This window comes from Methanimicrococcus hongohii (assembly GCF_032594095.1).
Classification (GTDB): Archaea; Halobacteriota; Methanosarcinia; order Methanosarcinales; family Methanosarcinaceae; genus Methanimicrococcus; species Methanimicrococcus hongohii.
Map to the genome: position 1 here is coordinate 1,461,010 of NZ_CP131059.1, position 25,473 is coordinate 1,486,482.

The following is a 25,473-nucleotide window of genomic DNA, read 5'->3' on the forward strand; positions in this document are numbered from 1 at the left end:
TAAACAAATTTGTTGTTTGAAATAACAATTATAGAGAATAAATATAAAAAACAATAGGTAGATAAAAAAATAAAATATAAATTCAAAAAGATAAAGAAAGAAATTATTCTTTCGAATTCTTAACCGCGATCACGCCCATATGATCGACATGAAACGGCGCCAAATCTGCCGTTTTCAAAATTTTAAATGAAGCGTTGTCATTCTTCTCAAGAATCTTGATTTCTTCCGCGAAAACTTTTTTCGGATTTTTCGCGACATCGACGCTTCTTGCTTTAATGGATAAAATCAAATGACCGCCGTCTTTGAGGAAATAAGCCGCGTTTTTGCAGGCGATTTCCGCCTGATTCGCTTGAGCGACATCCTGGAAAATGACGTCAACGGGCTCAACGATCGGAACATACAATTCGGGACGTGACGCGTCTGAAAAAATCGGAATAATATTGTTTCTTTTTTCGGCGAGCATGACCAAATCACGCATCGGGCGCTCCGAAAATTCAACCGCGTAAACAACGCCGCCGCCTTCTGCTAAAATGTCGGAAACATGACTGACGGTTGTCCCGGAAGCGGCACCGAGATAAAGAACGCGGGAATCCGTGGTCAAAGGGATTTTCAGCTTTTTTTGATAAAGCGCGCCGAGTTTGCTGCGCTTCGGGTCCCATGAACGATATTCTGTGCCGTCATCGTCTTTCATGATTTTTTCGCCGTAAACCGAAAAATTCGGCGCGGCGCTTTTCGTATAAAGCTGGAATTTGCCGCGCATACGCCCTTCATAAACGCCGTCAGAATAAGGTTTTAAAAAGTCGGCCATTAATCTGCCTCCTTTTGATTTTGAGATTGGCTTTGAGATTGATTATGAAATTGATTTTGAGATGAATTTTGAGATTGACTTTGGGGTTGATTTTGATTCTGAGCGTTTTGATTTTGAGCGTTTTGTTTCAGCCGATTGATTTTATCATTCAAATCCGATTCGATTTTCGGATTCAGGCTGCCGGAATAAAAGTCTGTTCGCGCGGCGAGGCTGACTGCGGCTGCAAACGAGCGGGCGATCTTGCCGCGCAGGCGGAAAGGAGCTGTGTTTAAAGCGGGGTGGCTGAAAATGATTCCGTGCTTGGGCGACGGCGCGTTTGAACGCAGATGCTTGACCATCGCTTTTTCCGCGCCCATGACCTGAATGCTTCCCGACGGCATCGCCGCCAGATTCTTCAGGCCGCCGGCCATGCTGAGAAGACGGGCGCCCAAAACAACGCCCGCGATTTGAGACAAATTCGGCGCCGTTTCTTTCATTTTCATTTCAATAAAAGATTCAACGGCGGCTTTTCGTTCGTAAAGAGAAAGAATGTCGTCGGCAAACGATTGAAGAAGAATCAAATCTTCATGAGCGGCCGGCGCACCCATTTGAGATTGAGAAGCTGATTCAGGAATTTCCGATACGAAACGAACATAAGCTTCGCCGGGTAAATCCAATTCGGGATAATAAGCGCTGTACCATTCGGTCAGCCGTTCCGTTAAATGATTGATCGTTTCATTCAAATCATCCAGCGCTTCAACCGCTTGCATTACTTTTTTATCTTCCGTCATGGAAGCGGAAAGCTGTTTGCGCGTGGTTTGAATAGTGATTTCGCGAAGAGAAGAGATGTATTCGGAATCGGATTCCGCAAGTCCCGCTTCTTTTGCCATTTCTCTGTAATTTAATTTTTGTTTTTCATTTTGAAAAACAGATTTAAGAGAAGAAACAGAGCGAATATTTTGAGTAAATTTGGAAGGAGAAAGTTGAGAATTTTGAGAAGAAACTTGAGAAGAAGGATTTTGAGAAGAAACGATTGTAATAAGTCTGTCCGATAATTCCGAAGAAGTTGAAATCAATGGTTTTTCCGATAAAGAAAAATTGCCGTCATCATCGTTGTTGTAAGAAACGGTTCCAAACCACGTTTCAAAGATTCCCGATTTTTTTCCGGCATCAGACATGATATTCCGCTCCTTTATTGTTTGCTTTCGTCACCAAAACTTCGCTGCCTTCGGGCATTTTTTCCAAAAGAACGGATTTGATTTCATTCGATTGTTTTCGATCTTCTGAAAAACCGTAAACTGCCGGACCGAATGAACTGATTCCGGCGCCGTGAAGACCGCTTTTAAGCATGAAATCAATAACGGATTTGATTTCGGGCGGCTGAACGGCAACTTCGTGCTTTTTGAAACCGAGTTTCTGCAAACTGTTGACCGCGTTTCCGAGCCCGACGATATCCTGTTCCAAAATGGACGGAAGCATCTGCATCAGAATAATATGAGACGTTTCGCGGACTTCTTCCATCGGAACCGGGCAAACGCTTTGGAAAAACTGTTTTTCCTCTTCGCCGTTGATTCCGACTTTGGGCGGAATCGCGACAACGACGTCCCAATCGGGAAAATCCATGCGAAGCAGCAAATCTGCCGGCGGCGCCGTGCTGCGCGAAGAGGGTAAAAAGCCGTTCTTGTCAGCCATTTTGTGACCGGAGTCGACGAGAAAACCGCCGTGTTCAAACGCGAGAACGCCGATGCCTGAAGTTCCGCCGCGGCGGGTGATTTGCGCGAGTTCTTTGACGCTTTTGTTCAGCCCGTAAATGTCGTTGACCGCCATCGCTGTTGACAATGCGATCTGCGTTCCCGACCCGAGACCGACGTGCTGGCGGACGGGAGATAAAAATTCGAATTCAATTCCTGCATTTTCGGGCAGGACTGCCGCTGCGATGCCTGCAATCTGCGCCGCGAAATTCGGCTCGCACGGGCGAACGCTGCCGTCTTCGGACCGTACGGTCACGATAACGGAATCTGCCGGCTTGGCGCGAAGCGAGATGCCGCCTTCTGCGAGTGCCAGGCCGACGCTGCCGTCAAGCCTGCCGAGGCCGCCGTTCATATCAATCAAGCCCATATGAATGCGGGAAGGCGTTTTTATTTCAAACATAGAATTCGTAAATAACGGTGAGTTGATTTATAAATGTAACCAAAAAAAGAACTCAAATAATTAAAGCTATTCGTTTGCAAAGCGGCAGAAAAAGAATGTTCATTTTTTCATTTCAAATTTTTTTCAAATTTTTTTCAGATCTTTTTCAGATCTTTTTCAGGTTTTTTCAATATTCTTCATATCTTTTTTTCAGATTTTTTTTCTTTTTCCTGCTTCTCTTCAAACTTTTTTCTCTTTTTTCTGCTTCTTTTCAGCTTTTCGCTCTTTGCGATCGCTTTTCCATGTACGGATGTATTGCCGGATAAAGTAAGGATAAAGATAGCGGCGAATGACCCAGCGCGTGTTTTTGTTCAAGAGGAAACGCAGCGTCGGAATGTAAAGGCGCGGAATCCAAAATGAAAAAGACATATCGGCGTCCGCAACAAACTTTTTCTCAATCAAATCGGGAACGATATGAATATCGTCGCGGATAATTGCGCCGACTTCGCCCGCTTTTTTGCGCTTTTTGGAATTTTTTGATTTCGTTTCAACTTCTGCCAAATAAGCGTAAACGGACGCCTTAAAAGAGTGAACTGCGCCAAATGAGAGAGCCGTGTTGGCGGGGTCGGACAGCCCGTAAATGATATCGGCATTCATTTGATCGACATCGATTCGAAGCAGCAGATCGCTCGTCAGCCGCACAAGCGCTTTTGAAATTCTGACAGCGGCAGCCATCGAATCCGAGACAAATTGTTCGGGGTCGGATAAATCGACATAGCGTTTGATTTCGGTTTTGAGCTCGTCAAAATCGAGAGTGGATTCTTCATCTTCGTCTTCATCTTCGTCTTCATCTGCGTTTTTATTTTCGTCTTCATCATCTGAATCGCATTCTTTTTCCCCAGCGCCGACATTTTCATCAGAAACCGGCGTTCCAGATGTCTCCGATGTTTCAGATTCAGATTTATCAAATTCATAATCAATAACTGTTTTTTCAGTCGTTTCAACGGTTTCATTTTTAATTTCAATCGGCGGCGCTTCGCTTTCATCGTATGTAAGAACATCATCAGTTGTAGAAACAACATCCGGCGTTTCCAAAACGATTGTTTTTGAATCGTCTGAAATTTCAATATTCTGCGAAGCTGTTTCTTCGGTGTGAACAATGACTTCGTATTCGCTGCCGCTTTTTTTGCTTTCTGTTGTTTGAACGCTGATTTTTTCATCCGTTACGGTCACATGATAAGTGTTTTTGTCGGAATCTGATTTCGAATCGGCATTTTCAGCGGCGTTTTTGGCAATGCTTTCAGCATCATTTTTGTCGTCAAAATCGTCAATGTCAAAAAGATCAAGTTTGTAAAATAAAATTTTGAATCGAATACTGATTTTTTTCTTGATTTGACCGTCAACGGTTTTAAAAGAAATGTCGGCGAAAAGGCGCATGAAAAGCGTCAGTATGAAAGCGACCGCTAACAAAATAAAAAGAAGGAGAAGAATCAGGCCGGCTGCAAGCAGCAGATAATGCCCGATTGTCATCATTGCGGTCTGAAACGTCATGACATCGTCATTCGTTTAAGGATTTGAATAACCGGAAACAAAAGAAGCAAACGCTTGAGCTGTTTCAGCAGCCGTCGTCGACTTCGATGATTCTTGCTTTGGGCTCTTTTTCTTTTTTGGCCGCTTTCACTTTGTCAATGATGGTTGGAATCATGCCGATGAATTTGACGATTTCATCTTCCAAATTTGACTCGTTTAAAGTCAGGATTTCGGTTTTGTCGCCGTCAATGACGATAAAAGCAACGGGTTCAACCTTTGCGCCCGCGCCGCCGCCGCCGCCGTATGGCGTTTTGGCAAGTTCGGAATCTGCTTTGCCGCCGGCTTCAAAACCGCCGCTGACAAAGCCGACGGAGAGTTTTGTAATCGGAATTAAAGTTTTTCCGCACGTAATAATCGGGTCGCCGATAACAGTCTGCGCGCCGACGATTTTTTCAAGCTCGTTTGTGACTTCTGAAATAACTTCCTGAATTGTCATGATTCTCATCCTTTGTTTTTAAGATTATTATAATTATATTAGTAAAACAACAACCGAATAGAAATAATTAAGGATTCATTCTGTTGTATTTTGTTGGTTTAATGGGTTTGATATTTTTATTGAGTCTTTTGTATAATAAGTTATCTCAATGTTTATCTTAATGTTCTTAATATAATTGAATTGTAAATGAAACACACCGTTTCAGCTTTGACAACAGCTGCCGCCGCACGCGAACTGCTCCGATTTTCTTTCAAATTTCAAACCTGTCCTACGATTTTTATTTTCAATCATAAGAAAAATCCTCAAAAAATTTCTCCAATTCATCCGCCAACTCAATCGGCAAAACATCAATAAATTCCGAACTTTCTTCTTCGGGAAAAGCTCGAAAAACAGAATATTTCCCGAGTTTCGGCGCCGAACTTTTCTGAAAACGCGCGTCTAACAAAATGCGGACACCGTAATCCGTCGGCGACCGGACAACGCGTCCCATCGCCTGTCGGATGCGCCGAATCGTCGGAATGAGAATCACAAAATTCCAGCCTTTGCCCGGTCCGAAAACCGTGTCGTAAGCCGCTTCAACCGCTTTCGTTCTGTCGTTGAGCGCGGGATATCCGATGCCGACGATGATGACAGAACGCGCCCGATCATCACGGAAGTCGATTCCTTCGCTGAGCGTTCCGAAAATATAGCTGACCAAAACGCTGCGTTCGCCGGATTCGCCGATTCTGAAAAATTCTTCACGAACGGCATTTGAAGAAACGCCGGGCTGATCGAGCAAAACTTTGATTCCCGATTCCGCGATCATCCATTCCTGCGACAAAAATGAATAATATTTTTCGGCTTCGGCAAAGCTTTGGAAATAAACAATCGTGTTTCCCTTCGTTGCGCAAATTGCCGAAACAAGCGTCTGCTCAACGGTTTCCCGAACCCAAACATGACTTCTTTTGCTTTGATAAAGCGGCGGAACGGAAACGGCGTACGTCCTTCTGTTTTCGGGCGGGAATGTGATCGGGTAAGCGATTTCAAGCGTTTGGCGTTCGATTCCGAGCGTTTCTTTCGCCATATCAAACGGACGGAAAGTGGCGGACATGAGAACCAAACCGCCGAGAGAATCAAATAGCGGCGCCGTCACATTTCTCGGAATGCAGGTGAAAAGTTCGACGCGCCCGTAAATTTCGTTTGTTTCAATATCGCGCCGGATGTTTAAAATCGGATAATAATTCGGATTTTCCGAGTTGAGCATGTAAGCGAAAATAAAATTCGCGGCGCGAACAATGTTTGATTTTCGTCGAACAGAATCGGCGCCGGATTTGTAGCGCTCATGGTAAACAGATTCGATCTCGTCACCGATTTCGGAAACATTGATCAGAATATTTTGAATCGACTGAATCGTCAGGCTTTTGCCGCTTGATTTGTTGTAATCGGCGATTTTTCGAAGAAAACGCTCTTTCAAATAATCAAATCGTTCGTAAGGATCGCTGATCTGAATGTCGATCCAATTCGTTCCGATGCGGTTTCGCTCGCCGAATCCGAGCGCCGATTCATAAGATTCTTGGGTCGCTTCAAAAAAGAGATGAAGGATTTTTTGAGCGTCATCTTTGAGTTTTTCCGGAAAATGATTGACATGCTCTTCGATTTCGTTAATCGCGCGTTCGATGACGCGTTCGGAAATCGTAATGGACGAGTGTGACCGCGCCGCATTTTCAATATTGTGCGCTTCATCGAAAATAACGATGACATCTTCGGGAAGTTTTTCAAGCCAACCGAGAAGTGTTAAAAAGATTTCCTGATTGAGAACATGATGATAATTGCAAAGAATCAAATCGGCGTGCTTCATCTCGCGCTTCAGAAGTTCGTAACCGCACATACCTTTGTCTTCGGCGTATTCGTTGATGTCTTCCGAACTTCTGACGTCATCGAAAAGCCATTTCTTAAACGGCGTTGCGTCCGATTGCAGAACTTCATACAAATACGGGCAGATCCGCTCGCGTTTTTTTTGAAGTTCGGGCTCCATTTTTTTCAAATCGCTTTCGATTTCTTCGGCCAGAATTTTTTCGCGCGCGTCGCCCGATTTTTTATAACGCTCGCCGGATTCCGACAATTCTTTTTTCGCCTTTGAATAAATGCGCTCTTTTTCCAAAAGCTCGTAAGTGTTTTCGGTTTTGGCGCGACATTCTTCGTAATCCAAATGATCGGGACAAACAGATTGCTTGCCCTTCATAACGGCGACTTTGATATCGGTTTTTCTTTTAATATCGCGCGCTTCATGAATGAACTGAACCATTTGCTGATGCACATTTGTGACGATGATGACTTTTTTGTTTTGTTTTTCGGCAATATCAAGTGCCGGCGCAAGCGCGCTGAGTGTTTTCCCCGTTCCGCAGGCGCCTTCAAACAAAACGACTTCACCTTTTTCAAGCGCTTCCGCTATCTGTTTCATCGCATCTTCCTGATTGGGATAGCAGCTCGGTTTCGTGAAATATTTCATAAATCCGGGAGCGTTTGCCTGTGCCGTTTTCATATCATACGCCGTTGTAAATTGAATCGGATCCCGTATCGGTTCCTGCATTGATTCCGATATTGGATTCGGTATTGATCCCGATATTGGATTCGGTATTGATTCTTGCGTTGATTCCTGCGTCGGTTCATTGTCCATTATTCAGCCGGCCTGTTTAAAAACAAATTTCGTGGAGAGTGAAAATATTCAAGTACTTGCTTAATTCAAGTACTCACTTTTATTCGTACTCATTTCCGCAAAACAAATCGTTCATTGTATATGAACAGATTTCTAACAGATTTCTATTTGACTGTTTTTAAACTGCCGTTTCTTTTTTAAGAACGAACTGAGGATTCCCCGCTTTATTTCTTTGATAAATTCTGATTTCAAGTGTTTGTCCGGATGAAAATCCGTAATTATTAGACGTTCCCGCGTCACCGTTAATCGATACGGAAACGCTTGAAACCGACGAATTCAGACTGTCGTTTCCGGTCAGAACAAGCACTTCGCCCGCCGACCAAAATCCGTCTTTAAGCGTTTCACGATTATTTTTTTCAAAATCCAAATTCTTCTTCCCGCTGTTGATATGAACGTAACGAACCGAAACATCACCGTAAACAAGTTTTCCGCCCGCCCCCGGAATTCCGGAATAAGCGTTCCCGGCTCCCGCAATTAGAACAGAAATCGAATCCAATGAAACGGAACTGCCGCCCGCGTGTTTTAAAATCAAAACATTATCCTGAAAACGCAAAGAATCGTTATAACGATCCCCGCCCGAAAAATCGACAACTTCAACTTTAAGGGGGGCCGCAGGCGAAAAATCATAAATATTCCCAAGAATCGTTCCCGTTCCGAGAAAGAGAACGCCGCCGAGTGAAAATGTAATTAAAATCAACAACAGAGAAGAAATTTGCATCGAAGATCACAAAAGAAACAAAAAAGGAAAAGGTGTTAAAGGTGCCGATTTTTTCAAAATCGGAAAGTATTTATGAGAGATTTTAAAGTCGTCGTTGCATTTTGGTTTTTGTTTTATTAAAAAATATCGCTGCGTTTTGGTTTTCTTTTCTAAAAAAATGTTGTCGCGTTTTGATTTATTTTTAAAAAAGTTGTTGTCGCATTTTGATTTTATTTTCTTAAAAAATGTTGTCATATTTTGATTTATTTTTAAAAAATGTCGCCGCATTTTGGTTTTATTTTCTTAAAAATTGTGCGGCTCGCGCGGCGGCGAGCGGTGGCAGTCGCAGGAAAAATCGCGAAGCGATTTTTCAGTAAACACCTCCCTCCAACTGCAAACAAACACCTCCCTCCAACTGCAAACAAACACCGCCCTCCAACCGCAAACAAACACCTCCCTCCAACTGCAAACAAACACCGCCCTCCAACCGCAAACAAACACCTCCCTCCAACTGCAAACAAACACCGCCCTCCAACTGCAAATCGGCGAAGCCCTCAAAAATTGAGAAGCAATTTTTTACAAACACCGCCCTTAACTGCCCATGAAATTTTGTGAGGCGAAGCCGAGCAAAATTTTTTTACGACAATGTGCCACAATTTTCGACAATTTTGAATGTTTATTTAAAAGGTTGACGAAAAAGAGTTTTATCTGATGAAGTCATTATTAGATTTGAAATTCGACCTTTTATTGCGAAAAATGACTATGCTCATTTTGAAATGTTTCAGATTTAAGTTAATTATAATGTAAATTTAATTCAAATTTTCATTTTTTAAAATTTAAATCAATAACTTAATAATCTGAATTAATAATTCTGAAACAGCTATCAAAATTAAAGAAGCAGGAGGGTACAATATGGAAGATGTAGTAAAAAGCACCGAAATGACACTCAGCCTTGAAGATTTAGGCATGAGAAAAACAGAAGCTGAAGCAGCAGACAGCGGTGCCTCCGCAGAGGGGAATGCGGATGTAGCAGAAGAAGTTGTTGTTGAAATCGAAATTGAAGAAGAAGTCATTGAAAAAACGAAAGAAGAACTTGCAACAGAACAGAAAGCCGTTGTTGAAAAACTGGCGAAGCGCTGTGAAGAAAACGGACCCATTGATCCCGAACTTTTCATAAAATACGACGTTAATCGCGGGCTTCGCGACGCTGACGGAAACGGTGTTTTGACCGGTTTAACAGAAATCAGTGACGTTCAGTCCGGCCGCCCCGCAAAAGGCGAGACGGAATACAAAAAAGGCCGCCTCTTCTATCGCGGCATCGACATCAATGACCTTGTCGGCGGATTCGTTTCCGAAAAAAGATTCGGCTTTGAAGAAGTCACTTACTTATTATTGTTCGGCACATTGCCGACCGAATCTCAATTAGAAGAATTCAAAACACTTCTCGGATGCTATCGAACGCTTCCGGATAATTTCGTCCGCGACATTATCTTAAAAGCGCCGAGCGAAGACATGATGAACACGCTTGCGCGCGGTGTTTTAACCCTTTATTCCTATGATGAAAATCCGGATGACACTTCCATTGAAAATGTCCTCCGCCAATGTTTACAATTGATTGCGTCATTCCCGATGCTTGCCGTTTACGGTTACCAGGCATACGGACACAGATATGACGGCAACAGTTTGGTCATTCACAGCCCGCAGCCCGAGCTTTCGGCAGCCGAAAATATTCTTTACATGCTCCGCCCGGACACGAAATACACCGAGCTTGAAGCCCGTCTTTTGGACTTGGCTTTGGTGCTTCACGCCGAACACGGCGGCGGCAACAACTCAACATTTACATGCCGCGTGGTCAGCTCTTCCGGAACGGACACATATTCGGCAATCGCAGCAGCTCTCGGCAGTCTGAAAGGTCCCAAACACGGCGGCGCCAACATTAAAGTCGTCAAAATGTTTGAGGATATGAAAACCAACCTCACCGATTGGACGAGTGAAGAAGAAGTCAGTGATTATCTCAGAAAACTTCTCAACAAAGAAGCTTTTGATAACGCCGGTTTGATTTACGGAATCGGGCACGCCGTTTATTCATTAAACGACCCGCGCGCCGATATTTTCAAGAAATTCGTTGAAAATCTATCCATTGAAAAAGGCCGTGAAGACGAATTCAGACTTTATGCAATGGTTGAACGTTTGGCGCCCGAAATTATCGGTCAGGAAAAGCGCATTTACAAAGGCGTTTCGGCAAACATTGACTTTTACAGCGGCTTTGTTTACAGCATGCTGGATCTCCCGATGCAGCTCTACACGCCGATATTTGCAATCAGCAGAATCACGGGCTGGAGCGCACACCGCATGGAAGAATTGATCAATTCCGGAAAAATCATTCGTCCGGCCTACAACGCCGTCGGCGAACGCCAGGCGTATATTCCGCTCAAAGACAGAGCAACTGCCGGAACGGAAATTGTTTTCGAAGATTTTTGCGTTACCGCAGATTCAAATGATGAAAAGCAGGAATGAATTCCTGTTTTTTGATTCTTTTTTCGTTTCATTTTTTTCTGATTGATGACTTTCTTGTCTGTTTCATTTCTGTTTATTTTTGTTGTTTACATGGTTTGAACAGCGCCGGCACGCGCGTAAAAGCATGAATTTTGAAGAAATTAAAAAAACGACCTGCGATTTTAATACAAAAATAAACGAACACAAAACCAAACAACACAAAAAACAAACCGGCATAAAAAACAAATAAACATTTCTTAAAATCATACCAATTCAATAAAATAAAAGAATTGAACGAATAAATAGTGTTAAATATGTTCGATGAAAATATGATTTTATCATATTATTGAAAAAATCTCTTTTTAAAAATCGATTTCATCTAAATTGAAAACGGTAAAAAAGGAGCGTTTTTTCAGATTTTAAAAATAATTTTTCCCGAATTATAAATTTTTGTGAAAATGTTTAACCCGTATTAACTTACGCGACGGAAATATTATGATTGACGACAAAAAAATATCCGAAAAAGAATTGATGAGAATCGGTGTTTCGCTTCCCGATAACCTTTTGACGAAATTTGACAATATTATTGAAGAAAGAGGATATTCTTCACGCTCAGAAGGCATCCGCGATGCGATTCGCAGCTATATCAACCATTATGAATGGATGAACGACATCAAAGGACGCCGCATCGGAACAATTTCACTCGTTTACGATCACACAAAGCGCGGTCTTTCCAACATGATGGCTGAAATTCAGCACGAACACTCCGACATCATCAAAACGTCTATACATATTCATTTGGATCACGACAATTGTTTGGAAGTCATCGTTTTAGACGGCGACGGACGCGATATCAAATTGCTCGCCGAAAAAATCATTTCGCTCAACGGCGTCAAATTCTCAAAATTAACAACGGTTCCGTCCACCGAAAAACTCTGAAATGAATTATCTATGAAATGAATTATAATTCAAATAATAATTCAAATTTTATTTTTTAAGAAGGGAAAAAGAGTGGAAACGAAACGGAAAGATGAAGAAAGAAATGAAAAAATATCCGATTCAAAAAAACTGAAATCGGATACTTTTGATTTCATTTCCGTCTCGACCGTTTTTTCCGTTCTGATCGGCGGTTTTTTTGGTGCCGTTTTAAGAGCTTTTTTCTTTGCAATCATTCCGACAGGCGCCGACATTTTTGTGAATATGATCGGCAGTTTTTTAATCGGATTTTTCATGTTTTTGCCTTCCGTTCGAAATGAAAAAGTGAAAACAAAAGCAAAAACAAAAACAGATGAATCAGGATTAAAATTATCGGAATTCAAACTCAACAAACATTATTTTATCGGAACCGGATTTTTAGGCGGCTTTACGACTTTTTCATATTTCATATTCGCGCCGTTTTTGGCAGCGGATTCCTTTTTCACACCAATATTTTTAATTCAATTTTTGATATACACCCTCCTGATTACGGGCGCGGGAATTCTTGCAGCCGCTGCCGGGAAATTTGCGGCCGAGAAGTTGAGTAAAAATGGCAATCGGAAAGAGAGATCCGACAATTTGAAAGCGGGATCTGACAGTCTGTTGGAGGAATCCTGATGATGACACTGAATTTGGAAACGGTCATTTTCTGCTTTTTTGCAGCCGGCATCGGCGGTGCAATCGGTGCCTTCGTCCGCTTTTTCATGACGGAAGCCGCTAAAAAATATACAAGTTTTCCGGCAGGCGTTTTGATTTCCAACATTGTCGGAACTTTTTTGTTAGCGCTCGTTTCGTTTTATATTTTAAAAGAAACAATGTTCTCGGGAGAAATTTCGGAACAGCTTGAGCGGGCGGTGTTTTTTTTCAACACAGGTATTCTCGGATCGCTGACAACTTTTTCAGCGTTTTCTTATGATAATTTGATTTATTTGGAAGATAAAAAATATTTCAAAGCGGCAGCCAACATATTTTCAAATATTTTAATAAGCGCCGCCGCTGTTTTCGTTGCTTACGGATTCATATTTAATATTCTGTAAATATCCAAAATCCGTAAATTCTATAATTTTGTAATTCTGTAATGAAATTCTGAATTTGAAAAGGTGTGAATCGTGTCCGAAAAGAAAAAAGATTTCCGGGAAAAATATAATGAAGTTTACAAAATCGTTGCAATGATTCCCGAAGGAAAAATCGTAACTTACGGACAGCTTGCATGGATGGTCGGCGGAATTACGGCAAGACAGGCCGGCTACGCGATGAAGACGGCGCCGCCCGGACTTCCCGCTCACCGCGTTGTCAACAGTCTCGGGAAACTGTCGCCTGAATATGTATTCGGCGGTCAGGACGCGCAGAGGGCGTTGCTTGAAAAAGAAGGAATTACGTTTACGGCTGCCGGAAATATTTGTGTGAAAAAACATTTATGGGGAAATGAATAACAATCAGTTGATCAGCAAAACACGAAAACAAAAAAGAAATGCAAAGCTGTACGAAATTAATTTTTTAAAAAATGATAAAAATGATTTGAAGCGGGCCCGAAGGGATTTGAACCCCCGACCTACGGATTAAGAGTCCGCCGCTCTGCCTGACTAAGCCACGGGCCCACGCTTGAAATAAAATTTTTGAATTAAAGTAAACCATTTCAAGAGCAGTCGTCACATTAAAGAGTCTTGCCTTAGAAATGAATACTCTAAATCCGTTTGACCTTATATAAATATTTCGCCGAAGCCGTTTCCGACTTTGTTTCCGCTGCGATTTGTTCTGTGTTTGTTTGATATTTTTGGGATATTTTGCCTTATTTTGCCTTATTTTACCTCTATTTTTGATTTTGAAAAATAAAAACGATATGCATTGGAAACGGGGGTTTGCTTCTCAAAGAAATATTTTAAAAATTAAGTCTCTTGTTTCTATTTTGAAATTTCGGAACGTATTTATAATATGTTTGGCTTCTTTGATTAATTAATTTATTAGGATTCTGACTTAACTCTTTTTGCTTAGCAAATGACGACAAACGGTTCGGTCTCTTTTAAATTAGTTTTATTCCAAAAGCTGACACGCCGCAAGCAGGTCGGCAAAAAATATTAAAGGTAATTAAAATGTTTAAAAATTCAATGTTTAAAAACAGCAACGAAAATGTCACCGCACCGGTCTCCGAAGGCAAGACATACGACGTCAAAATCGAAGATGTTGCTCAGAAAGGCGACGGCATTGCCCGCGTCGAAGGTTACGTCATCTTTGTCCCCGACACAGTCGCAGGCGAAGAAGTGACAGTTAAAATTACAAGAGTTCTTCCCAAATACGCATTTGCAACCGTTGTCGAGTAATTCTTTAATTAAAAGTTTAAAGTCAGAAGCTTAACCAAAGCTTTTTTGGTGTTTTGATTTATTCAAACACTCTCTTTTTTTTATTTATCACCTGAAGCTGACATGCTTTAAAATTAATTAAAAACGGGGTATGTTTTTGAAAAAATTATAGAAGAGCGGAGCGGCTCGCGCGAGGCGGCTGCCGGCAGCAAACGGAAACAGTAAGGTAGCAGCAGCACGTTCGCGAATGCGAACGGATGACGATTAAAATGAGCAGATGCAGGCAGAAACAGAAACCGCCCCACACCACCAACATTAAAAGACAGTCGCAGATCAGCAGGCTTAGCAGGAGCCGAAAAGAAAAATTATAAGCTCAACTGTTTCTAATTTTTCGTTTTGTCTTGGAAAGAATCCGCCAAGTCTCAATTCCCTTCGCTACGCTACGGGAATCTCGACTTGCGGGGGCGGTATTTCGTCTTTTAATTCAATCTTAAAATCAATTGAAACATCATTTTTCATAAAAATTATTCAAAAACAGAACGCCTTCTTTTATCGAAATCTAAAACATTTAAGATTAAGGTTTTATCGGGCGTTCAGGTTCACCGATTTTGAAATTGGATGTTTGGGTTTTCAATGTTGAAACAAAATAAAAACAGGGAACAGGTTTGAAAAACAAAATAAAAACGGTGCGATTCGCGCGCGGCGCAGCCGGCAAAAATCAAAAAAAAGATTGATTCAAGAAAAAAAATCCTGAATCGATCCGAAGGGATACTTTTGTTTTTAGATACGGTGCAAAAAATTATTTTCTGCGCGTAAACATGAACGCGCCGACACCGATAATTGCCAAAACGGCAAGAACGATTCCGAATCCTGGCGTTTCATTGTCCGGATCTGCCGGCGCGGAAGCATCATTGTCATTGCCGTAAATCTGTGGCAAAACCGGGAAAGTGTAAGTCGCTTTTGTGTTCGTTCCGTCTGCGGCTGCAGCGCTTGATGCGACAAGCGTCCAAACGCCTTCTGCCGGAATGGTGATTACAAAGTTTCCGAATTCATCTGTCATAGATCTCTTGGAGTAAAGCAAATAGATGCTTTCGCCTGTTGAATTGAATTGAGAAAGCTCGTCATACGTTGCTTTTGCCGTTGTTGCGTTCATAAAAGGTTCAACATAATAATTGATGTTGGCTCCGTTTGATCCGTTGATGTAAAGTTTTCCGTGAAGCGCTTCGCCGGCACCGATACCGCTGACACGCGTGTACGGAACAAATTCAATCGGACTGCCGAGATTTGTTGCCCAGTCGCTCCAGGTTCCGTCGCCGACATAAATCATTGTTTTTGCGTATTCGGTCGTGTTTCCTTCTTTAAGAGCTGCCGACAAATAATAAGTGCCGCTTTGCGTGAAATTGTAACTGAATTTCTGGTATGTGAGGTCAGTTGTTTCTTCGCTCAGAATCTGATAAATTTTTTGCGTTTCTGACGTTGTTGCGACAACAGATTTCGTGCCGTCCGGCTTCGTAATTGTCACGTTGACGGATTCTGTGATGTTACCGAAATCGTAATCAACCCCGTGACCGTGCATCAAAACAACGGATTGAACAGTTCCCGGCGGAATAAAATAATCCTCGATATCCGCTTCCATTGCATCAGACACATTATTTCCGGCCGCCAGCATTAAATTATGAGCAGATGCGGGAGCTGCCGCCAGTAATAAAATTAAAAGTGAAATTAACCCAATCATTGTTATTTTCTTAATCATATCATTATTCTCCAATCCTTTTTCCCGGCTTTGAACGAATTATCACAGCCGTTCAAAAACTTAACAAAATAAAAATTCAAATGAACAAGCCGCCGGTACAATTGAAATTAAATCCAATATAAATCCAATAACACATTTTTTTCAAAATATGTTAAACGTAAAACATATCTAACATATTTAAAATTGATTACTAAAAAGTAAACAATTATAAGTAAAAAAGATAAAATAAATTGAAAAAAGGACAGAACAGACGAAATAAATTAAATATTTTTTTGAATAATTTTGAATCCTTTTCAAACAACTATATAAACAAATCTCGCTGAAAACAAATGAAATGACAAAAATCGAAAAAATAAATCGATAAGCAGATTAAAAAAATGAAAAATGATTTAATTAAATTTACAATATTTAAAAAAGATTGATTCAAAAAAAATTCCGAATCAATCCGAAGAGATAATTCTGTTTTTAGTTCTGTTTTTGTTTTGTTTTAGATACGGTGCAAAAATTATTTTCTGCGCATAAACATAAATGCGCCAACACCGATAATTGCCAAAACGGCAAGAACCATACCGAATCCGGGCGTTTCATTTTCAGCTTCGGCGGGTATGCTTTCCGTTCCGTAGAATTGGGGCAGAACAGGGAAAGTGTAAGTGGCTTTGTAAGATGTGCCGTCTGCTTCAGCGGAAGCGACAAATGTCCAAACGCCTTGCTCGGAAATCGTTGAAACGAAACGCCCGTCTTCATCGGTCATGGCGCGCTTGGAATAAATCAAGTAAATGCTTTCGCCTGTTGCGTAATCGGAAACAAGCATTTCTTGAAGCGCTTTTGATTCTTCCGCCGTTTTCACGGGCTCAACGTAATATTTTACATTCTCGGCGCCTGTGCCGTTTGCATAAACAAGTTTTCCGTAAACAGTTTCGCCTTCGGCAAGTCCGCTCATTCTTGTATACAATGTAAATTCAAGAGGCAGACCGAGATTCTTGTTCCAGTCATCCCAAGTGCCTTCGCCGACAAAAATCGCCAGCTTTACAAGTTCAATTGTTTCGCCGGGAAGAGTCGCATAAAGGAAATAAGTGCCGCTTTGTGTGAAATTGTAATTGATTTTCTGATAAGTGACCGTTCCTTTTTCATCGCTTAAAATGAGATCGATTTCTTCAGAAACGGTTTGTGTGGCAACATTCTTTTTCGTCCCGTCGGGCGATACGATTGTCACGTTGACAGATTCGGAAATGTTTCCGAAATCATATTCAAAACCGTGACCGTGAATCAAAAGAATCGAAAGCGTCGTTCCTTCTTTAATGATGTAATCGTTGTAATCCGCTTTCATTGCGTCGGTAATGTTGTCGCCGACAATCAAAGCGCCGTTGTGCGCGGTTGCCGGTGCTGCTGCAAGCAATAAAATCAAGAGTGAAATAAACCCGATTGCTGTAATTCTTTTTAACATAATAATAACTCCATGATAACTCCGTCATAATTTTAAAATTCGTTTTGTTCATTCTCGAAAAATCGGAAATCAAAAACAAACGAATGGATATTGGATTTAATTGAATTGTAAATATAAGCATCATACACGAAAAAGCAAACCGGTCGCTTTTCGCGTATGAAGCCTTATGAGATTGGCTGAAAGATTTTTGATATGATTGAATGGAGGGGATAGAGGAATCGTTTCTGAATAAATCGCTTTAATTCAGTATTACGATATTTCATAAAAGTAGCAAATGATATAATAAGCTTTTGCATTCTTATGAAAAAACGAGCAGATAAATTTAAAATTTGATGAATAAAAATGTAAAAAATCGGATAAACTGAATCAGATAAACGGAATGAAAATAAAAACAGATAAAAAAAGAAAAGGATTTCCCATTACTGTTACCGCTTGGAGGGCGGTGCCGGTTTCCGATTGGAGGGCGGTGTTTGTTGCTGCTTAGAGTCAGGTTTGTGTTTCCGATTGGAGTCAGGTTTGTGTTTCCGATTGGAGGGCGGTGTTTGTTGCTGCTTGGAGTCAGGTTTGTGTTTCCGCTTGGAGTCGGGTTTGTGTTGCTGCTGCCGGCAGCCGCAGCAGCTGCCCGCCGCCGCGCGAGCCGCGCAATTTTTTAAAAAGAATCAAAAAACGCGATACAATTAAAAAGAATCAAAAAACGCGATACAATTAAAAAGAATCAAAAAGTGTGATTGCAGTTAAAAAAAATCAAAAAAGACGATTGCAGTTAAAAAAATCAAAAAAAGACGATTGAAGTTAAAAAATAAAAAAAGAAATGAAAAACGAATTGAATCATTCGCCTTTCTTTTCATCAACTTTTTGAGCATCTTCGGAAGCCGTATTTTCAGCAGGTTCCTGCTCTTTTTCAACTTCTGTTTCTGTTTCTTCGGCGGTGTTTTGATTGCCTTCATTTCCGTTTTCAAACGGCTCGAATACGGGCGCCGTCTTTTCAACGGATTCTGTGCCGGTAATCAATTCTTCGTCATCCTCATCCTCGTCGTCGACAAAAGTATCGGGTGTGTGATCACTGACATCATGGACCAAGACCGATAATTCTTCAGCGAACTGATCAGTGAGATTTTCTTTATATTGATCAGACTGAATACGGTCTTTTTCTCTTCTTTCGATGTCCAAATAGACGTAAGATCCTTCATGGAAATCAAATGTGTCACAGTAATCGCCCTGGCGTTTGCCGGAGTAAGCGTCAAAAAGCGTCTGGTCGCACGGCGGAATGTTGATGTTGTAAGCCGCGCGCGCAATAACGTGTCCCGCAACCGGCGCAGTCATCAGCAGGAAAATGCCGATTGCAATCGCTTTCAGACCGAAAGAATTGAGACCGTCCTGAATCAAAATGCTGAGCAGAACAAAAAACGCCCCGGTCGTCGCGATTTTTGTCGTCGCGTGAAGCCTGTTGTAAATGTCCGGCAAACGAATCAAACCGATCATGCCGACCAAAATGTCAAAAACACCGAACAGAAGAAAGGCGTAGCTGATGTAAAGGCGAATCGTTGCAAAGTCAATGCTTGCAAGAAAATCCAAAAAACCCAATCAGAACACCTCCCCTTTGTCAATGTATTTAGCGAGCGCAAGCGTTCCGATAAACGAAATCAAAGCCAGCAAAATCGCAATATCGATCAAAAACGAAGACTGCTGAGAGAACGCGTAAATCGCAAAAATAACGACAAGCGTCATGCCGATGGAGTCAAGCGCAGCAACCCTGTCCATAATGGTCGGGCCGACAAATAAACGATAAACAGCCAAAAACAAAGCCGTTGTCGATACAATAAGCGCAATGCTTGTCACAAGTCCGAATTCGATCATTCGAAAGCCTCCAAAACAACTTCTTCCAAATCTTCGTGAATCGAATCACGGACTTCTTTCGGGCTTTCGACATAAATAGAATGAACGTAGAAAATGCCCGGACCTTTCAATGTCTTGTTTTTAACGTGAACATCCATAATCAAAGTTCCCGGCGTCAGCGAAATCGTATTTGCAAGCATCGTTGTCGAAATGCTGCGGGACGTCGTAAACGGATAAGCGATAATTCCCGGACGAATGTCCAATTTCGGCTGAAGGATTTTGTAGACCATGAAAAAGTTCGCTTTCACGATTTCGCGGAACAAAACATAAGTATACTTAATCTTGGCCGGAATTTTGCGGAGCATATCGCTTGTCGAATCCGTAAACGTAAACATGTCCTTAAACGGATACAAAATCAATATGGAGAAGAAAACGCCGAGCATGTAGCTGCCGATGGAAGTGTTTCCGCTCAAGAAAACCCAGACAAAGCCCATAAGCAGGTAAGTTGTGTATTTCATTATTCGAATCATCTCGGAGCACCTCCAAGAACGGTTGTAATATACTCCGTCGGATCAAGAATTTGTGTTGCAATAATGTTTGAAATTTCGTAAAGCGGTTCAGGGAAAACACCCAAAATGATGACCGCCGCGCACAAAGCAACGATCGGAAGAACGATTTCAAAAGAAATCTTACGTTTTTTGTGTTCGCCGGCATCCGGAATCGGAACGTCGGGCGCCGCCAATTCAGCTTCCGTTAAACTGCCTTTATTTTCGCCCCAGAAAATGGCAATCCAAGTTCTGAACATGTAGAAAATAGTCACGACAGCCATTAAAACGGCGATGAGAAGCGGAAGCCAAAATTCGCCGCTGACAGCAGATTGGAACAAAGAGAACTTGGCGATAAAGCCGCCCATCGGCGGAAATCCGGCAATTGACATGGCGCCGATCAAAAACGCTGCCGAAAAGAGCGGCAGAAGCGTAATCAGGCCGCCCATTTTTCTCAAGTCGCGCGTGTGCGTTTCATGAATGATGCCGCCTGCTGTCAGGAAGAGCATCGACTTGGCAAGCGCATGGTTGACCAAATACATGACCGCCGCCGCGATTGCGCCGCCAGTTCCAAATGACAGGCCGAGCAAAACGTAGCCGATCTGCGACACGCTTGAGTAAGCGAGAACGCGTTTTAAATCGGTCTGCCCCATCGCGGAAATTGCGCCGACTGCAATCGTCAGCAGCGCGAAGAACATAAGAATCGGCAGGAAAAACTCTTTTGTCGGATATAAAATCAGGAAGAGAACGCGCAGCATACAGTACGCGCCGACTTTGATCAAAATACCGCTGAGCATCGCTGAAATCGGCGTGGGCGCCGTCGGGTGGACATCCGGAAGCCAGAAGTGAAGCGGAACAAGCGCTGCTTTGTTGCCGAAAACGACAATGAAGAGAAGCGCTGACGCAATCAGGACCCACGGAATCGTTCCGGTTTCGGCAATGATTTGAACTTTTGCCGCGATATCTGCCATATTCAAAGAGCCGACCGTTGCGTAAATTGAAACGATTGCAACTAACATCATGAATGAGCCGAGCATCCCCAGCACCATATATTTGTAAGTCGCTTCCAATTTGTGCGCCGAATCCGTTATGCTCAGCGCTTCGTTTGCCATGATCAAGCCCGTTGATGCTAAGAACATGATTTCAAAGAAAACGAAAAGGTTGAACAAATCCCCTGTCAAGAAGATGCCGAAAATGCCGGCCATCAACAGATAGAAGAGCGGGAAATAGCTCTCGGAAAGCGATACTTTTTCGATGTAATCAAATGAATAAATCAGAACGAAAAGTCCGATGAACGCTGTCAGTAAAACGAGCAGCGCCGAAAGCATGTCGCCGACTAAAACGATGCCGTACTTGCCGAACTCACCGATGTCGTAGACTTGAATACCGTCGTTGTAAACGATTAAAAACAAAACCACTGCGATGACGAGCAAAAGAGCTGACGCGGCAATTGCTGTCAGTTTTTGTGTTTTCGGGCTGTTTTTCAGGAACAGCATGACAGGCGCCATCAGCAAACTGATTGCAATCGGCAGCATGGTAATATTATTGAGAACAAATGTCTCCATCCAAGAAAGCAAAGAAATCATCCGTGAAGCCTCCTGAGTTCATCGACATCAGTCGTCCCGTACTCTTCGCTGATGCGGTAAGCAAGCGTCAGCAAGATCGCGGTTGTTGCAAAACTAATAACGATTGCCGTCAAAACGAGCGCCTGCGTCAGCGGATCGACAAACATGTTGTCTTCCGTAAAGCCTGTAATAATCGGCGCCAGAATGCCGTTTGAGAAATCATCGGTAAAGATGAAGCCGGCATGTTCGTTGATCGTTTCTGTCAAAATCGGAACGAGTGTCCCTGAAAAGACGCCGGATGTCACGATCGTTAAGTTGATTGCGTGACTGATTAAACTGAATCCGACTGCAATTTTCATGATGTCGCGGCGAAGAATCATATAAATGCCGATGCCGAAAACCAATGAAATTGTCAATGCTGTAAATACTTCGGTCATTTTGATTCCTCCGCAGGTGTTTCCGTTATTTTTTCCGTGATTGTTTCCACAGGCGCTTCAATTTTAGGAGGCGCTTTGGGTTTTAAGCTGAATTCCTCGCCTTCGCCGAGCATATCGGCGCGGTCCGGCGGATAATCTTCATCGTGTTCCGCGACTTCATCAGAAGATATTCTTGTCAATATGAAAAGCAAAGATCCGATGACGGCGAAATAAACGCCGAAGTCAAAGAACATAGAGGAAAGAAGCTCAATGGTTCCGATGTGAATGCCGAACAGTTCCACATGATAGTGATCAAATGCGCTTCTGAAATAATTATGGCCGACTAACATCGGAGCAATCGCCGTAACGGACGCGAAAAGCAAACCGTAAGCGGCCCAGTTCAGCCAGTTCGGCTGTAATCTGTTGTTGATGTATTTTGCGCCGTAAGTGACATACACAAGCACGATTGCGCAGACGAACAGAACACCGCCGACGAAACCGCCTCCCGGGAAATTCGCACCGTTTAAGAGCAAATAAATCGAGAAGAGCATCGCCACGATAAGAACGGCTCTGGAGACTGTTTTTGCAATAATCGTGCTCATTTTTTCACCTCCGGATCGGCTGTATCAGATTTGACATCCGACTGAATATCAGAACCGGAATCGAGATCGGAAGTACCAACAGTCTTGTCGGCATCGACAGCAGTATCGGAATCATCATTCAAATGTTTGTTGACGGATTTGTTTTCAACGGTTATTGCCGGCTTGTCGCTGCTTTTGTCAATAATGACTTCGTCGCAGGGAACGTGGCCCAAAACCTGGTTGCCGCCGACGGGCGCGCCCGGAATCGGGCAGCTTGGAACGAAATTGCCCGGAGCGGTGTCGGCCGCCGTTGCTGCCGCCTTTTCTTTTTTCGTGCGGCTGCTGATTAAATTATAAACCGTGAGCGCCGCAATCACTAAAACGGAAATTTCACCGAGTGTATCATATCCTCTGAAATCGACAACAATCACGTTGACAATGTTTTTGCCGCCGGTTAAGTCAATGCCTTTGTCCATGAAATAATGGGAGAACGATTCGAATGCGGGAAACAAATCAGCCCCCATCAGAACGAAGAAAAGCGCGGCAGCGCAGCAGAGCGCAACGAGCGAATTTCGAAGTCTGATCCGATTCGTTTCGGGGCGAATCGCTTCTTTTGTTTTGAGTTTCATAAACACAAGCAAGAACATGATTGTTGAAAGCGTTTCAACACAAAGCTGCGTCATTGCAAGGTCGGGCGCTTTGAGATAAGCGTAAAGCATCGCGACGAAAAATCCGAGCGCGGATGACGCCAAAATCATCGGAACGTATCTCGGCAGAACTGAAGCGCCCCAGGCCGCCAAAACGATGAGAACGAAGAGAATCATTTCCGAAATTGCAAGTTTAAAGATGAAATCTTTTGAGAAAATCGGTTGTCCTGTCAAGAACGCGAATCCGAGAGGGATTGCAATCATAAAGACGATAAATGCCAGCATGATTCCGACATAGCGGCGCGGAGAGCCTTTCTGAAGCATTCTGCCGAATGTCGAGCCGAATTTGAAAGCGTTGTCCACCAATGTATTGTAAATGTAGTTCAAGCTGAATTTCGGATGTTTTTCACTGAAACGGACCTGCCACGCGGCAACCTTGTCGTACTGCGTGTAAAGCAGAATACCAAGCGCAAACGTGATGATCGTCATGATGAATGCGGGCGTGATGCCGTGCCAAAGCGCGACGTGGAGATGTTCTGCGCCGGGCAGAATCGCGTTGATTGCGGGCTGGACGAGCGCGTCAATAAACGGTGTCGGGAACAAGCCGATTGCAACGATCAAAACGGCTAAGATTGCGGGCGGCGCAAGCAAAACCCATGACGGATCGTGAACGTGTTTCGGAACATCCGGGTCTTGTGTTCTCTTGCCCGTGAAAATCTTAAGAATGAGTCTGAACGAATAAGCGAATGTCAAAACGCCGCCGATGACCGCAAGGACGGGAATCAGATAGGCGATGCCGCCGCCGAGCGCTTCTGCCATGGTGACGGAAGATTCGTAGAAGAGTTCTTTGCTCAAATAGCCGTTGAGCGGCGGAATGCCGGCCATTGCCGCGGCTGCGATGACCATTAAAATGAATGTGATCGGCATTTCTTTTCGAAGGCCGCCCATTTTAGTAATGTCTCGCGTATGCAGCTCGTGTGCGATAATTCCCACCAGCAGGAAAAGACAGGCTTTGAATGTCGCGTGATTGAGCAGGTGAAAAACGGCTGCCGATACGCCGATTCCGGGCTCGGCCGCTGTTGTGAAGCCGAACATTGTCATGAGATACGCGAGCTGGCTGATGGTTGAAAAGGCGAGAATCGCTTTGAGATCGGTTTGTTTAAGCGCTAAAAATCCGGCGACAATCATTGTAATGAGACCGAGACAGGCGACTAAAACGAACCAGTCGGTTGTTCCGGAAAACATCGGATGAAGGCGCGCGACTAAAAAGATACCGGCTTTCACCATTGTTGCCGAGTGCAGGAAAGCGCTGACGGGCGTCGGTGCTTCCATGGCGTTGGGGAGCCAAATAAAGAACGGGCCTTGAGCGGATTTCGCAAGCGCGCCGATTAAAATTAAAATCAGTGTGACTGTAAAGAGCGGACTTTCTTTGACGGCAGAAAGCATTTCGGGATTGGTCAGCATTTCGGAAATGCCGTATGTGCCGGTGATTGAATAAAGGCACATGAAGCCGATGAACATGAAAAGGCCGGCGCCGCCTGTAATAAGAAGCGCTTTGGTTGCGCCGTAAATCGATTCTTTGGTTTTTCTGTAATAGCCGATCAGCATAAATGAACTGATGCTTGTGAGTTCCCAGAAGATGAAAAGTTGGACCAGATTGTCGGAAAATGCGACACCGAACATGGAGCCCATGAAAACGAGAAGATATTGATAATAGCGAACTAAATCTTCATCTTTTGAAAGATATTTGTTGGAATATGATAAAATCAATATACCGATAAACGAAACAATGAGCCCGAGCAGAACGGCAAGGCCGTCGGCATAAAATGCCAGGTTGACGGAAAGGCTCGGAATCCATGAAATTGCACCCGCGAGATTTGTGCCGTTCATGACAGACGGAATCATAGAAGCGATCAAAAGGAAGCAGACCGCAGCAACTGCCGCCGCGAACCAGCCGACTTTTTCCCTCATGATTTTGTAAGCGGACGGCACGGCGAGTGTCATGGCAAATGGCAATAAAACGATTAGCGCAATAAAATAAAATGGGTCCAATGTAATCACACCGTGTTTTTCATTATTGAAATAAATATCAGACAAGCTAAATGAAAAACCAAAAAATTCGAATTCTATAGAATAATAACCTTATTACCCCACGAGTTCACAATATATAAATTTTGGTTTTTATTGTGGGTGGGATAGCGTATTTAGAGGAAAGTTTTGAATAAATTTGAATATTTATAAATCAAATTTATCATTACAAAAATCAAATTTGTCATTACGAAATCGAATTTGTCATGATTAATTTACCGAAATAACTACTTATACTCTCAATATAATAATATATATTGTAATTCGAAAGAATTAATTAACCCGAAGAGGTGACAAAAATGACAAACTGCGAATGTGAAGTTTCCGACAGCGAAATAACGATCGACACAAGAAAACACGACATGTTTGATACTTCCAAAACCGTTCAAAACCGCGGTATCGACGAAACTCAAACAGGTATTACCGGTCGTAATCGCTTTGAGAAAACGGGTTTTAAAAAATAAAACCTCAATTTAAAGATGAGAAATCAATTTA

26 protein-coding genes and 1 tRNA gene are annotated in these 25,473 nt (G+C 42.8%); 8 read left to right on the forward strand and 19 right to left on the reverse strand.

Annotation, left to right across the window (positions count from 1 at the left end; translation table 11 throughout):
* Positions 1-103 precede the first annotated feature (103 nt).
* From MmiHf6_RS06595 to MmiHf6_RS06630, 8 genes are all read right to left on the reverse strand, one after another.
* Complete coding sequence (locus MmiHf6_RS06595) at positions 104-808, reverse strand: fibrillarin-like rRNA/tRNA 2'-O-methyltransferase (RefSeq protein ID WP_316557003.1); 705 nt, start codon at positions 806-808, stop codon at positions 104-106.
* A complete protein-coding gene (locus tag MmiHf6_RS06600) occupies positions 808-1,965 on the reverse strand; it encodes an NOP5/NOP56 family protein (RefSeq protein WP_316557004.1) in 1,158 nt (385 codons plus the stop codon). The genes MmiHf6_RS06595 and MmiHf6_RS06600 overlap by 1 nt, the downstream gene beginning before the upstream one ends.
* Positions 1,958-2,938 (reverse strand): beta-ribofuranosylaminobenzene 5'-phosphate synthase, encoded by a 981-nt coding sequence (locus MmiHf6_RS06605; RefSeq protein ID WP_316557005.1) that lies wholly within the window; start codon positions 2,936-2,938, stop codon positions 1,958-1,960. The genes MmiHf6_RS06600 and MmiHf6_RS06605 overlap by 8 nt, the downstream gene beginning before the upstream one ends.
* Before the next feature lie 219 nt (positions 2,939-3,157).
* Complete coding sequence (locus tag MmiHf6_RS06610; RefSeq protein ID WP_316557006.1) at positions 3,158-4,468, reverse strand: DUF2953 domain-containing protein; 1,311 nt, start codon at positions 4,466-4,468, stop codon at positions 3,158-3,160.
* A 64-nt stretch (positions 4,469-4,532) separates the two neighbouring features.
* Positions 4,533-4,943 (reverse strand): GerW family sporulation protein, encoded by a 411-nt coding sequence (locus tag MmiHf6_RS06615; RefSeq protein WP_316557007.1) that lies wholly within the window; start codon positions 4,941-4,943, stop codon positions 4,533-4,535.
* A gap of 283 nt (positions 4,944-5,226) precedes the next feature.
* Positions 5,227-7,599, reverse strand: a complete 2,373-nt coding sequence (locus MmiHf6_RS06620; RefSeq protein ID WP_316557008.1) for an ATP-dependent DNA helicase — start codon at positions 7,597-7,599, stop codon at positions 5,227-5,229.
* A gap of 157 nt (positions 7,600-7,756) precedes the next feature.
* Positions 7,757-8,356 (reverse strand): hypothetical protein, encoded by a 600-nt coding sequence (locus MmiHf6_RS06625; protein WP_316557009.1) that lies wholly within the window; start codon positions 8,354-8,356, stop codon positions 7,757-7,759.
* Positions 8,357-8,638: 282 nt separating this feature from the next.
* Complete coding sequence (locus MmiHf6_RS06630) at positions 8,639-8,893, reverse strand: hypothetical protein (protein ID WP_316557010.1); 255 nt, start codon at positions 8,891-8,893, stop codon at positions 8,639-8,641.
* Between the two features lie 354 nt (positions 8,894-9,247).
* On the opposite strand from MmiHf6_RS06630, the gene MmiHf6_RS06635 reads away from it, so the two are divergent.
* The 5 genes from MmiHf6_RS06635 (at position 9,248) to MmiHf6_RS06655 (ending at position 13,239) form a co-directional block, all read left to right on the forward strand.
* A complete protein-coding gene (locus MmiHf6_RS06635; protein ID WP_316557011.1) occupies positions 9,248-10,852 on the forward strand; it encodes a citrate/2-methylcitrate synthase in 1,605 nt (534 codons plus the stop codon).
* 474 nt (positions 10,853-11,326) lie between these two features.
* Positions 11,327-11,770 carry a nickel-responsive transcriptional regulator NikR gene (gene nikR, locus MmiHf6_RS06640; protein WP_316557012.1) on the forward strand — a complete coding sequence of 148 codons (444 nt, stop codon included), beginning with the start codon at positions 11,327-11,329 and terminating at the stop codon, positions 11,768-11,770.
* A 72-nt stretch (positions 11,771-11,842) separates the two neighbouring features.
* Positions 11,843-12,424 carry a fluoride efflux transporter FluC gene (locus MmiHf6_RS06645; RefSeq protein WP_316557013.1) on the forward strand — a complete coding sequence of 194 codons (582 nt, stop codon included), beginning with the start codon at positions 11,843-11,845 and terminating at the stop codon, positions 12,422-12,424.
* Positions 12,424-12,843 carry a fluoride efflux transporter FluC gene (locus MmiHf6_RS06650; RefSeq protein WP_316557014.1) on the forward strand — a complete coding sequence of 140 codons (420 nt, stop codon included), beginning with the start codon at positions 12,424-12,426 and terminating at the stop codon, positions 12,841-12,843. Before MmiHf6_RS06645 ends, MmiHf6_RS06650 begins: the two co-directional genes overlap by 1 nt.
* A gap of 72 nt (positions 12,844-12,915) precedes the next feature.
* The gene (locus MmiHf6_RS06655; RefSeq protein ID WP_316557015.1) at positions 12,916-13,239 is read left to right on the forward strand and encodes an MGMT family protein; all 324 of its coding nucleotides are present in this window, start codon (positions 12,916-12,918) and stop codon (positions 13,237-13,239) included.
* A gap of 91 nt (positions 13,240-13,330) precedes the next feature.
* Here MmiHf6_RS06655 and MmiHf6_RS06660 read toward each other — a convergent pair.
* Positions 13,331-13,404: transfer RNA gene (locus MmiHf6_RS06660), tRNA-Lys, on the reverse strand.
* A gap of 492 nt (positions 13,405-13,896) precedes the next feature.
* On the opposite strand from MmiHf6_RS06660, the gene MmiHf6_RS06665 reads away from it, so the two are divergent.
* Positions 13,897-14,124 carry a TRAM domain-containing RNA chaperone gene (locus MmiHf6_RS06665; protein ID WP_420891301.1) on the forward strand — a complete coding sequence of 76 codons (228 nt, stop codon included), beginning with the start codon at positions 13,897-13,899 and terminating at the stop codon, positions 14,122-14,124.
* A 145-nt stretch (positions 14,125-14,269) separates the two neighbouring features.
* Here MmiHf6_RS06665 and MmiHf6_RS06670 read toward each other — a convergent pair whose 3' ends face one another.
* The 3 genes from MmiHf6_RS06670 to MmiHf6_RS06680 all read right to left on the reverse strand — a co-directional run bounded on the left by MmiHf6_RS06670 (position 14,270) and on the right by MmiHf6_RS06680 (position 17,300).
* Complete coding sequence (locus MmiHf6_RS06670; protein WP_316557016.1) at positions 14,270-14,419, reverse strand: hypothetical protein; 150 nt, start codon at positions 14,417-14,419, stop codon at positions 14,270-14,272.
* 483 nt (positions 14,420-14,902) lie between these two features.
* A complete protein-coding gene (locus MmiHf6_RS06675; protein ID WP_316557017.1) occupies positions 14,903-15,871 on the reverse strand; it encodes a DUF4198 domain-containing protein in 969 nt (322 codons plus the stop codon).
* 490 nt (positions 15,872-16,361) lie between these two features.
* Positions 16,362-17,300: a DUF4198 domain-containing protein gene (locus MmiHf6_RS06680; protein ID WP_316557018.1), complete on the reverse strand. Its 939-nt coding sequence runs from the start codon at positions 17,298-17,300 to the stop codon at positions 16,362-16,364.
* Between the two features lie 470 nt (positions 17,301-17,770).
* On the opposite strand from MmiHf6_RS06680, the gene MmiHf6_RS06685 reads away from it, so the two are divergent.
* Positions 17,771-17,953 carry a hypothetical protein gene (locus MmiHf6_RS06685; RefSeq protein ID WP_316557019.1) on the forward strand — a complete coding sequence of 61 codons (183 nt, stop codon included), beginning with the start codon at positions 17,771-17,773 and terminating at the stop codon, positions 17,951-17,953.
* A gap of 175 nt (positions 17,954-18,128) precedes the next feature.
* Here MmiHf6_RS06685 and mnhG read toward each other — a convergent pair whose 3' ends face one another.
* The 7 genes from mnhG to mbhE are packed head-to-tail and all read right to left on the reverse strand — an operon-like array spanning position 18,129 to position 24,951.
* Entirely contained in the window at positions 18,129-18,884 is a 756-nt protein-coding gene (mnhG, locus tag MmiHf6_RS06690) for a monovalent cation/H(+) antiporter subunit G (RefSeq protein WP_316557020.1), read from the reverse strand.
* Entirely contained in the window at positions 18,885-19,157 is a 273-nt protein-coding gene (locus MmiHf6_RS06695; RefSeq protein WP_316557021.1) for a monovalent cation/H+ antiporter complex subunit F, read from the reverse strand.
* Entirely contained in the window at positions 19,154-19,666 is a 513-nt protein-coding gene (locus MmiHf6_RS06700) for a Na+/H+ antiporter subunit E (protein WP_316557022.1), read from the reverse strand. Before MmiHf6_RS06700 ends, MmiHf6_RS06695 begins: the two co-directional genes overlap by 4 nt.
* On the reverse strand, positions 19,663-21,267 hold the full coding sequence (locus MmiHf6_RS06705; RefSeq protein WP_316557023.1) for a proton-conducting transporter transmembrane domain-containing protein: 1,605 nt from the start codon (positions 21,265-21,267) through the stop codon (positions 19,663-19,665). The genes MmiHf6_RS06700 and MmiHf6_RS06705 overlap by 4 nt, the downstream gene beginning before the upstream one ends.
* Positions 21,264-21,683 (reverse strand): NADH-quinone oxidoreductase subunit K, encoded by a 420-nt coding sequence (locus tag MmiHf6_RS06710; RefSeq protein WP_316557024.1) that lies wholly within the window; start codon positions 21,681-21,683, stop codon positions 21,264-21,266. The genes MmiHf6_RS06705 and MmiHf6_RS06710 overlap by 4 nt, the downstream gene beginning before the upstream one ends.
* The gene (locus MmiHf6_RS06715; RefSeq protein ID WP_316557025.1) at positions 21,680-22,264 is read right to left on the reverse strand and encodes an MnhB domain-containing protein; all 585 of its coding nucleotides are present in this window, start codon (positions 22,262-22,264) and stop codon (positions 21,680-21,682) included. Before MmiHf6_RS06715 ends, MmiHf6_RS06710 begins: the two co-directional genes overlap by 4 nt.
* A complete protein-coding gene (mbhE, locus tag MmiHf6_RS06720) occupies positions 22,261-24,951 on the reverse strand; it encodes a hydrogen gas-evolving membrane-bound hydrogenase subunit E (protein ID WP_316557026.1) in 2,691 nt (896 codons plus the stop codon). Before mbhE ends, MmiHf6_RS06715 begins: the two co-directional genes overlap by 4 nt.
* A gap of 326 nt (positions 24,952-25,277) precedes the next feature.
* Here mbhE and MmiHf6_RS06725 point away from each other — a divergent pair, with 326 nt between their 5' ends.
* A complete protein-coding gene (locus tag MmiHf6_RS06725; protein ID WP_316557027.1) occupies positions 25,278-25,442 on the forward strand; it encodes a hypothetical protein in 165 nt (54 codons plus the stop codon).
* Positions 25,443-25,473: the final 31 nt, after the last annotated feature.